The sequence below is a fragment of the Corallococcus sp. CA054B genome (assembly GCF_003611625.1).
Lineage (GTDB): Bacteria > Myxococcota > Myxococcia > Myxococcales > Myxococcaceae > Corallococcus > Corallococcus coralloides.
The window spans coordinates 21005-30119 of sequence record NZ_RAVY01000124.1 but is presented as its reverse complement, the minus strand read 5'-3'; the positions used below and the strand labels follow the sequence as shown (position 1 = coordinate 30119).

Below are 9115 nucleotides of genomic sequence, written 5' to 3'. Positions count from 1 at the left end.
GAGCGGGCAGGGGCGGCCTGGGGTTGGCGGAGAGGCCCAGGCGGCGCAGCATCACCTGCCGGATGGAGGGGATGCGGAAGCGGAAGATGAAGGCGTCCGCGAAGTAGTGCGCGAGCACGCACGCGAAGCCCAGCGAGGTCAGCGCACGCAGCAGGGGATTCGCCTGCGCGCCACCGCCGATGCCCAGCGAGCCGCGCATGGGGCCATCCAGCAGGAAGCCATGCACCACGCCCAGCGCGAACAGCGGGAGCATGGACACGACCATGGCGGGCCAGATGAGCTTCTGGCTGAGGCGGGGAGAGTCGCCCTCGCGAGGCTCCAGCATGCGGGCGCTGAGGACGTAGTACTCCAGGCCGTGCATGCCCGGGAGCATCACGTAGCCCCACGACGGCGCCACGAGCGCGAGGCCGGTCGCGGTCGCCATGCCCAGGAGGTAGAGCACCTTGGGGCCGCTGGCGTTGCCGGAGCGGAGCACGCTGCGGAAGAGCAGGAGGAAGTAGCCCAGCCAGACGGCGATGAGCAGGGGCAGCGTCTGCCACGGAAGGACGACGCCCTGGCCCACGTCGAGGTAGGCGGGGGCGTTCGGGGCGGCGGACTCCGCGACGAAGAAGATGCGGACGAGGAGGACGGAGAGCAGCAGCGGGACGTAGAGCTGCTGGAGCTTGCGCTCGAGCGGGGAGGGCGCGGGGAGGCCGGCCTGTCCACCGCGCAGGCCGTGCAGGGACCACAGGCCCCGGTGCTGGGACAGGGTGTGGTGCATGCCGAAGACGTTGAAGATGACGGCCACGGCGAAGGTGTGGATGGAGCGGTCGGCGTAGAAGGTGAAGAACAGCGCCGCGCCCACGCCGAGCATGGCCAGCGTGCCGGCCAGGATGTTTCGCGGCTGGTGGGGCGCGGCGGTGAGCACGTCGCGGTGCACGCCGAAGAGCAGGAACGTGAGGATGACGTGCGTGGCGTTGCCCAGCAGGTTCTGGGCGGTCCAGCCCAGGAGCCGGTGGGCGTTGTCCGCGGCGGCAGGGGCGAGGAGCGCGCTGGCGACGGCGGCCACCAGCGTCAGGGCCAGGGGGATGCCCAGGATGGCGAGGTCGGCCCAGGGGGAGAACAGCCACAGGCGGCGAAAGCGCAGGGAGCCGGGCGCGGCCGGCGTGTCCTGCTCCGTGGCGGTGGCGACTCCGGGGCTCAGCGGTGTCATGGGACTGGGAGTATACCGGGTCTCCAGGGGCCCAGAACCTGAGCCCCTCGTGCTGTCCTGCCTGCCGGGCAGGAGGGGGGCTCCCGATGGACGCGCCAGAGGCACCCGTTCTGTTTCGCGCTTCGCAGGGAAGACCCCAGGCCTGGTGGGACCGGCTCTTCCTGGGTCTGGTGTCGACGGGCGCCGCGCTGTTCTACGCCGGCTTCGGAGTCCCCTGGTCTGGAAGCCATCTGGCGCCGGGGCTGAGCGCGGAGAAGGTCCGCTCCGTGTCTCCGGGCATGTCCGAAGATGAGGTGGTTCAACGCATGGGCATGCCCCTGGAGCGGGAGGTGAGTCCATCCGGGAGGCTCTATTGGGACTACGCGAAGCCGGTTGCGAAGGTCCGGCAGTATCCGAAGGTCTACGTCTCCTTCGAGTCAGGACGCGTCTCCGCGGTCGAGGTGGAACTCAAGACCTTCTGGGGTGTCGATGAGGAGGTCCTCTATCTGCGCACCGCTGAGCGCAGCATTGAAAGACCTGACCTCGATGACGTCCTTCCTTGAGCTGAGCTGTCGGCGTCGCGTTGTCGCGATGATGCTGTTCGTGCTGATGGGCTGCCAGCGAGAGCCAAGAGCCAGAGAGGTCCCGGCGGGCGCTCTTGAGCGGATTGGCTCGGAGTGTCTGCCGGAGGGAGGCTGCGGGCAGGGGCTGGTGTGTGCCCAACGCACGAACTTTGCTCACGTCGATGCGGGATTTGCCTGTGAGCTTGTTTGTGATGTCAGGAGCAATCCATCATGTCCCGAGGGGTGGATCTGCGTGAAGACCTTCGACGGACGAGCCGCGGGGCTTCCCGGACATTGCCTCCGGGCTTCGGAGATGTAACGGAGGTGGGCCATCAACAGGAACTGGGTGTGGACTCTGGCGGCAATTCTGCTGATCGGCGTGGCGATGGTTGCGATTGCCAGCTATCTGATGGGAAGAACGCGCATTGTCCTCGTGAACGAAACCGGAAGGGAGCTGCGTGTCCTGACGGCTCGGATTCCTGGCGAGCAATGTGTTTTTGAGAAGGTCCCGGTTCATGGCCGTGTCGTCTGTCAGGGACGGGCGAACGCGGATGGGGACCTGTTGGTTGACCTTGAGTTCACGGATGGCAGCAAGGTCCAGTTGGAAACCGGTGAGTTCTTGAATCCGCTGTTCGGATTTCGAGGAGTCGCCACCGTGAAAGCGGACGGTGGAGTCAGCCTGCGGAGGGACTGAGTGCCGGATGGGGGGCGGCGTGCGCCTGCCCTTGGCCACGAGGGATCTGGCACCGTCTGGGGATACGAGTGATTCTTCCGGGACCTGGGGATGGTTCCCCCGCGGTGGAAGCCCGAGACGCATGAACTGGTAGGTGAAAACATGAAGCCCGAATGGCCTTTGCTGGTGCTTCTAATGCTCCTTTCTTCCTGCGCTGTAAGCCGTGGTCCCAAGATGGCCCCAGTTCATGTTCAAGAGGGAGGGAACTGCAAGAGCACCGCCGACTGCGAGGAGGCGCTGGATTGCATGATCTGGTCGCTGACACCAGGTTCAGGTACCTGTCAGCGGGCGTGCGAAGAGACTTCGGATTGCCCGAGCGGAGAGCTGTGCGGCGGGGCAGCGTTTACCGATTCGCCGGGGTCTTTTTGCACGCCTCCAGGCGTTGACTGATGGAGATGCGTTCGTCCGGAGCCGCTGAATGGCATCGAGATCCACCTGCCGCCGGGGGATCCCCCGGGACCTCCCTGACCGAATCCTGCCGGTGGCCTTCACGCGCTGAATGGCGGAGCGGCCCCATGCAAGGGGCGGGCGGAGCGCGACCCGTCTGTCGGACGGACGCTGGTTGCTGCTGGGGGGCGAAACCGCGTCCGCCGCGGCGTCCCTCCAGCTCGAGCCCGGGCGCGTCGAGCCGATGTCCCGGGGCCTGGTCCGGGCGCGGTCGGGTCAGACGGCGACCGTGGTTCCAGGAGGCCGGGTCCTGGTGGTGGGCGGACGAGACGCCACGGGACAGCTCGTCGAGGCGGCCGAGTGGTTCTCCGCAGATGAGGCAGGCTTCGTGAGCGCGGCGGAGGTCCACCCCTCGCCGCGGGCGCGGCATTCCGCCACGGTGTTGACGGATGGCCGGGTGCTCTTCGCGGGCGGAGAGACGGAGGACGCGCGGACCAGTGACACGGCGGAGGTGCTGGATACGCGCACGCTCCAGGTGAAGCGCCTGTCCTCGCGGATGCAGGTGGCCCGCGCCGGTCACACGGCCGTGTTGCTTCCGGACGGCCGCGTGTTGCTCGCGGGGGGCGACGCGCCCGGGGCGATCCCCACCGCCGAAATCCTCGATCCGGTACGCGACGAGTTCATCCGGGTGGATGCCTCCGAGCGCGAACGGCTGCCCAAGGCGGATGCCGCCCTGGAGATGACGGGCTCACTGCCCAAGGACAAGGACCCCGCGGTGCCGGGGCAGGACCTGCTGGCGGTGCGGCTGAGCCACCCCGTAGTGCGGGACGACAAGGCCTCCATCTCCCTGGTGGGGCCCGTGGGCGAGGTCGCGGGGGAGCACACCTTCGCGGAAGAGGGACGGCTGATCTTCTTCCGTCCTGCGCAGGCGCTGCTGCCGGCCACGGCCTACACGCTCTACGTGCAGGGGCTGCGGGACGCGAAGCACCGCGAGTTGCCGCTCACCACGGTGGGGTTCACCACCGCGACGGTGGCCGCGGGTGAAGGCCGTCCGGACACCCGGCTGCCGCGGCCGCAGTCAAGCCGTCCCAGGGCCACGGCGCAGCCGGTGGCGTCCCTGCGGCCCCTGGAGAAGCGGGGCGCGGATGGCCGCTATGATTGGCGCGCGCCGGAGCGGCCCCTCTTCGATGACGGGGAGACCTGGTTGCCGGGCCCGGAGAACCTCACGGGCCACTGGCGCTCGCGGGAACCGCAGGTGACGCCGGTGGAGCCGCTTCAGGCCGCCCCCGGGGTCACCGCGCTCTCCGGGCGGGTGCTGCGCCTCAATGGCAAGCCTCTGGCGGGCGTACGAATCGTGGTGCGTGGCGTGGCCACGATGACGGATGCCCAGGGCCGCTTCCTCGTGGAGGGGCTCAAGCCCGGTGGCCAGACGTTGGAGGTCAATGGCCAGACGGCCAACCGTGGCGCGGTCCGCTACGGCCTGTTCTTCATGCACGTGGAGATCAAGGAGGGCATCACCAATCCCCTCGGCCACACGGTGTGGATGACTCGGCTGGATCCCCAGGGAACGGTCGCCATCCCGAGCCCCACGACGGAGGAGGTCGCGGTGACGACGCCCGCCATCCCCGGCCTGGAGCTGCGGCTGCCACCCGGGACGGTGGTCCGTGACCGCGCAGGCAACCTGCTCACGGAGATCAACATCACGCCGCTGCCCATCAACCAGGCTCCGTTCCCGCTCCCCAACCTGGAGATGCCGCTGTACTTCACGCTCCAGCCGGGCGACGCGCGCTTCGAGGGCCTGTCTCCGGGCTTCAGCGGCGCGAAGCTGTACTACGCCAACTACCGGGGCGAGCTGCCCGGGGCGAAGGCCAACTTCTGGAGCTATGACGCCAACGCCAGCGGCTGGTTCGCCTACGGCCTGGGCAGCGTCAGCGCGGATGGCCGTCAGGTGATTCCCGATGATGGGGTAGCCCTCTATGGCTTCGTCGGCGCGGGCTACAGCAATCCCGATGCCCCTCCGCCGCAGGTGGGTGGCGGCTGCAACAGTCAGTGCTGCGGCGATGGTTCGGGTGGAAATTGCTCAGGTGGATCCGCCGGCAGTCCGGGGAGCTCCACGGGTGGCGACCCGGTCCAGCTCGCCTCCGGCCAGTTCATCACCCACGAGGTGGACCTCGTCGTCGCGGACATCCTGCCTCTCCGGGTGGAGCGCACCTATCGCTCGTTGGATCTGACGCGCAGGCAGTTCGGCGTCGGCATGGTCAGCAACTACGAGTACTTCCTCTGGCGGTCGACGCTCGACTTCACGGAGTACGAGTTGGTCAGTCCGGACGGAACCCGCATCCGGTATGAGCGGATCTCTTCCGGGTCGGACGACGCGACAGCCATCTTCAAGACGACGTACCCGGGCCCCTGGGCCGGTTCACGCATCCTTCACAACAAGGAGTACCTGGGATGGGACCTGATCTTCCGGGATGGGAGCCGCTGGACGTTCAACCATGCCCACCGGTTGGCTCGGATGGCGGACCGCTTTGGCAATGCGGTGATCATCACCCGTGAGTCTGGGAACTCAGGTCCCATTGTCCGGCTGGATGGTCCCTCTGGGCGATGGGTGGAGTTCACCATCGGCACCAGTGCCAACAACGATGGCTTGGCCACCCAGGCCAAGGATCACACGGGCCGGACCGTTTCGTACACGTACGACACCCAGGGCAGGCTGACCCAGGTGACGGACGCCATGAGCAAGTCCCGCCAGTACACGTACAACACCTCCAATTACATGGAGACGGTGGTGGACGAGGAGAACCGGCTCGTCGTCGAGAACGAGTACGGGTTGAAGGGGAGGGTGTCCAAGCAGACGCTCGCGGATGGGAGCACCTACGAGTTCACCTACCAGCTGGGGCTCGTCCAGCAGTGCCTGCCCGGCGGCGGCTGCAATGTCCGTGATGGTGAGCAGATCGTCCGGACGGACGTGAAGGACCGCTCGGGCCAGACGCGGCGGGTGTCGTTCCTTTCCGGGTACATCACCAAGGACATCTATCCCCTGGGAACGGCGGAGGAGCGCGAGACGAACTTCGAATTGGACCCGTCTACCGGCCGGATGGACGCCGTGATTGACGCCATGGGCCGCCGCACGGAGTACGAGTACGACGCTTGGGGAAACATCACCCAGGTGACTCGCCTGGCAGGCACGCCGCAGGCGGTATCAACCCAATATACGTACACGTCGACCCAGCAGCTCTCCACCGTCGAGGACGAACTCGGGCATGTCACGGAGTACCAGTACGATGCCCAGGACAACCTGACACACATTGAGGACGCGACGGGACGGACCCAGGAGTTCACATATGACTCGCAAGGGAGGCTGCTGACGGTGCGCGCTGGTACGGATGCGCCGGTCACCTTCACGTATGAGGGAGCGGACATCATCGCGGTGACGAGTGGCACCGGTCTGACGGCTGAGTATTCCCACGACGCCCTGGGCCGGGTTGTCACCCGGCGCAGTCCGGGAGGACATGTTGACCGCTATGAATACGACGGTCGGGACCGTCTGACCCGCTACACCAATGCCACTGGGGCTGTCATCGAGTTCGCCTACGACAACTCAGGGCGGATCGTCGCGAGCAAGGACGCTCGGGGTCAGCTGACAAGCTATGTCTATAACAGCCTGGGACTCGTTTCCGAGCGGATGGACCCTCTGGGACGGACGGAGACGTATTCGTACGATTCGGTGGGGCGTTTGAAGTCCTTGAAGGACCGCAAGGGGCAGGTGAGCGGCTGGAGCTATGACTCCTCTGGCGCGATGGTCGAGGCCGGTTTCGGTGCGACGGCGACAGCGCCGACGGCGTACTCTAACACCATTTCCTACGTGTATGACCTGGGGGGGCGGCTCATCAGCATGGAAGACAGCCTGGGACCGGTGGTCTCCCAGTCCTATGACGGCATGAATCGTCTCCTGCAAGAAGTGTCCCCGAACGGCACGGTTGACTACAGCTACGACGTCGCTGGGAGGTTGACGAGCATGACGGCCACGGGGCAGTCACCCGTCACCTACACCTACGACGACTCGGGGCGAGTGACCTCCCTCGTCCAGGGCAGCCGCACGGTCTCCTTTACACATGATGCGGCTGGCCGCCGACAGTCCGTCATCCTCCCCAACGGGGTATCGCAGCACTACGCCCGTAACCTGGCGGGACAGCTGACTGCCATCACCTACAAGCAGGGGACGGTCGTGGTGGGGGACCTGAGCTACACCTACGACGACGACGGAAACCGCGTCTCCGTGGGCGGGACCCAGGCTCGGACGGGCTTGCCGAACGCCGTTTCTGGCGCCGTCTACGACGTGGCCAGTCAGTTGACGACCTGGAACGGCCAACCGCTGTCCTACGACGCCAATGGCAACCTGACTTCAGATGGCACTCGGACCTATACGTGGGATGTCCGCAATCAACTGGCTCACATCAACAATGGCACGGGAACGCTCGCCACGTTCCTTTATGAGCCGACCGGAAGGCGTTCTCGCAAGACGGTGTCTGGGACCGCGGAGGACTACCTCTACAGTGGAGGGAACTTCATCCAGGTTCAATCACTGGCTGGGACGACCAACCTCCTGACGGGGTTCGGACTGGATGAGGTGTTCAGCCAGACATCATCCCTGGGGGCGAAGGACTACCTGACGGATGCGATGCGGTCGACGGTCGCGCTGGTCGATGGCAGTGGTGCCCTGAGCGCGACGTATACCTACGAGCCCTATGGCAAGACGGCTTTCTTGGGGACCACTTCCGGAAATAGGCAGAACTTCACAGGACGTGAGGACGACGATACGGGGCTGCTCTATTTCAGGGCCCGTTACTACGATCCGTCGACGGGTCGGTTCCTTCAAGAGGAGCCGCTTGCGCATCTGCCTGGAGTGCTTCAGGTGTATGCGTTGATGGGTCAGGGACTGCCAGCTTATGCATATGGTTCGAACAACCCACTTACGTACAACGACCCAAGCGGGCTTGCTCCTTGGGTTGATTGGACCTATGCGATTGGAGCGACGTGGGGCGGTGTGGGGATTCTCCTGGGGGCGACGTATCGATATGAGAAGAACGTTTTGATTGTGGAGAACCATCCGCTGCAGCCAAGGCAACAGGTCTCGCTCGGCCTAACGATCTGCTCGGATTCGCCAATGAGCGCATCGACTCAGGCGCATGAAATGGCGCACGTCCCTCAGTATTACATCCTCGGAGATCTCTATATTCCGTTGCACTTGCTGGCTCAGGCCGTGTCGTGGGGAATGACGGGCAATACGCATACGGCCAATCCTCTGGAGTGGGGGCCCATGTCGAACCCGTCTGTTCCGTTCGCCCCACCCCCAGGTTGGCACTGGCCATGAAGTGGCAACTTCGGTTGATGCCCTTGGTGTTGCTTCTGGCGAGCTGTGATGAGTCAGAAGGATTCTTCAGGACTGTCGAGGTAGATGCTCCGATCCGTTCGGAGTGTGTCGAGGCCGCACTGGCTGATTCAGCGGGCGGACGCCAGAGTTCGGCTGGGAGTGGACGTTGGAGCTTGAGCAACGGCTCGACCGAAAATCGTCGTGAGGAACTCACCGTGGTTCTCCGTGATGAAAATGGCAAAGCAAGGCTGGACGTCTTTGCTCAGAGCCTTGTTCCGAGCGACGGACGCTTTACGCCTGGCGAGATTGAGGTGGTGCGAGCTGAAACCCACCGCATCATGCAAGCGCTCTTGGCCCGGTGTGTGAAAGCGGATGTCCAGCAGAAGCTGTCATGTCGGGCGAAGGTGAAGAATTTCAAGGGCAAGGACGCCTGCGCCCCCTTGTGAGTCTGGGCTCCAGGGATTTGACGTGTGACAGGTTGCCAACAGGGACGGGTGCGCTGCTGGAGTGCACCCGTCCCGGTTTGGCTGCTGGACGGACGGGGGGCTGGATTGGTTTGGTGTCGTGCCCAGCCGGATGCGAGCCCGGAGGATTCAAGAGGGCTTCATTGGGAATGCACCACGGTTCCCTGGCGAACCGTGTTCTTTTGAGAGCGTCCCACTTCACGGTCGTGTCGTCTGTCAGGGACGGGCGAATGCGGACGGAGGACTGTCTGTCGATGTGGAGTTCGCGGATGGCAGCCGGGAACAATTGGAATCAGGTCTGTTCGTGAATCCGCTACTCGGATTACGGGGAGTCGTCACCTTGAATGCGGACGGTAGAATCAGCCTGCATGAGGGCTGATATGGGTGAGCCCATGGCTGCTGCTGCCTGGTCACTGCTCATGC

The 9115-nt window shown here is 65.1% G+C and carries 5 protein-coding genes; 4 read left to right on the top strand and 1 reads right to left on the bottom strand.

Annotated features, from left to right (window positions below; genetic code table 11):
- Nucleotides 1-1192, bottom strand: a 1192-nt coding sequence (locus D7V80_RS26535) for a hypothetical protein (RefSeq protein ID WP_120590812.1), incomplete at its 3' end; no start/stop codon positions are given.
- 86 nt (nucleotides 1193-1278) lie between these two features.
- On the opposite strand from D7V80_RS26535, the gene bamE reads away from it, so the two are divergent.
- The 4 genes from bamE (at nucleotide 1279) to D7V80_RS41495 (ending at nucleotide 8674) form a co-directional block, all read left to right on the top strand.
- Entirely contained in the window at nucleotides 1279-1734 is a 456-nt protein-coding gene (bamE, locus tag D7V80_RS26530) for an outer membrane protein assembly factor BamE (protein ID WP_120590811.1), read from the top strand.
- A gap of 346 nt (nucleotides 1735-2080) precedes the next feature.
- Nucleotides 2081-2428, top strand: a complete 348-nt coding sequence (locus D7V80_RS26525) for a hypothetical protein (protein ID WP_120590810.1) — start codon at nucleotides 2081-2083, stop codon at nucleotides 2426-2428.
- Nucleotides 2429-3167: 739 nt separating this feature from the next.
- Nucleotides 3168-8228 carry an RHS repeat-associated core domain-containing protein gene (locus D7V80_RS26520; protein ID WP_233585736.1) on the top strand — a complete coding sequence of 1687 codons (5061 nt, stop codon included), beginning with the start codon at nucleotides 3168-3170 and terminating at the stop codon, nucleotides 8226-8228.
- Nucleotides 8225-8674: a hypothetical protein gene (locus tag D7V80_RS41495; protein WP_147447220.1), complete on the top strand. Its 450-nt coding sequence runs from the start codon at nucleotides 8225-8227 to the stop codon at nucleotides 8672-8674. The genes D7V80_RS26520 and D7V80_RS41495 overlap by 4 nt, the downstream gene beginning before the upstream one ends.
- Nucleotides 8675-9115: the final 441 nt, after the last annotated feature.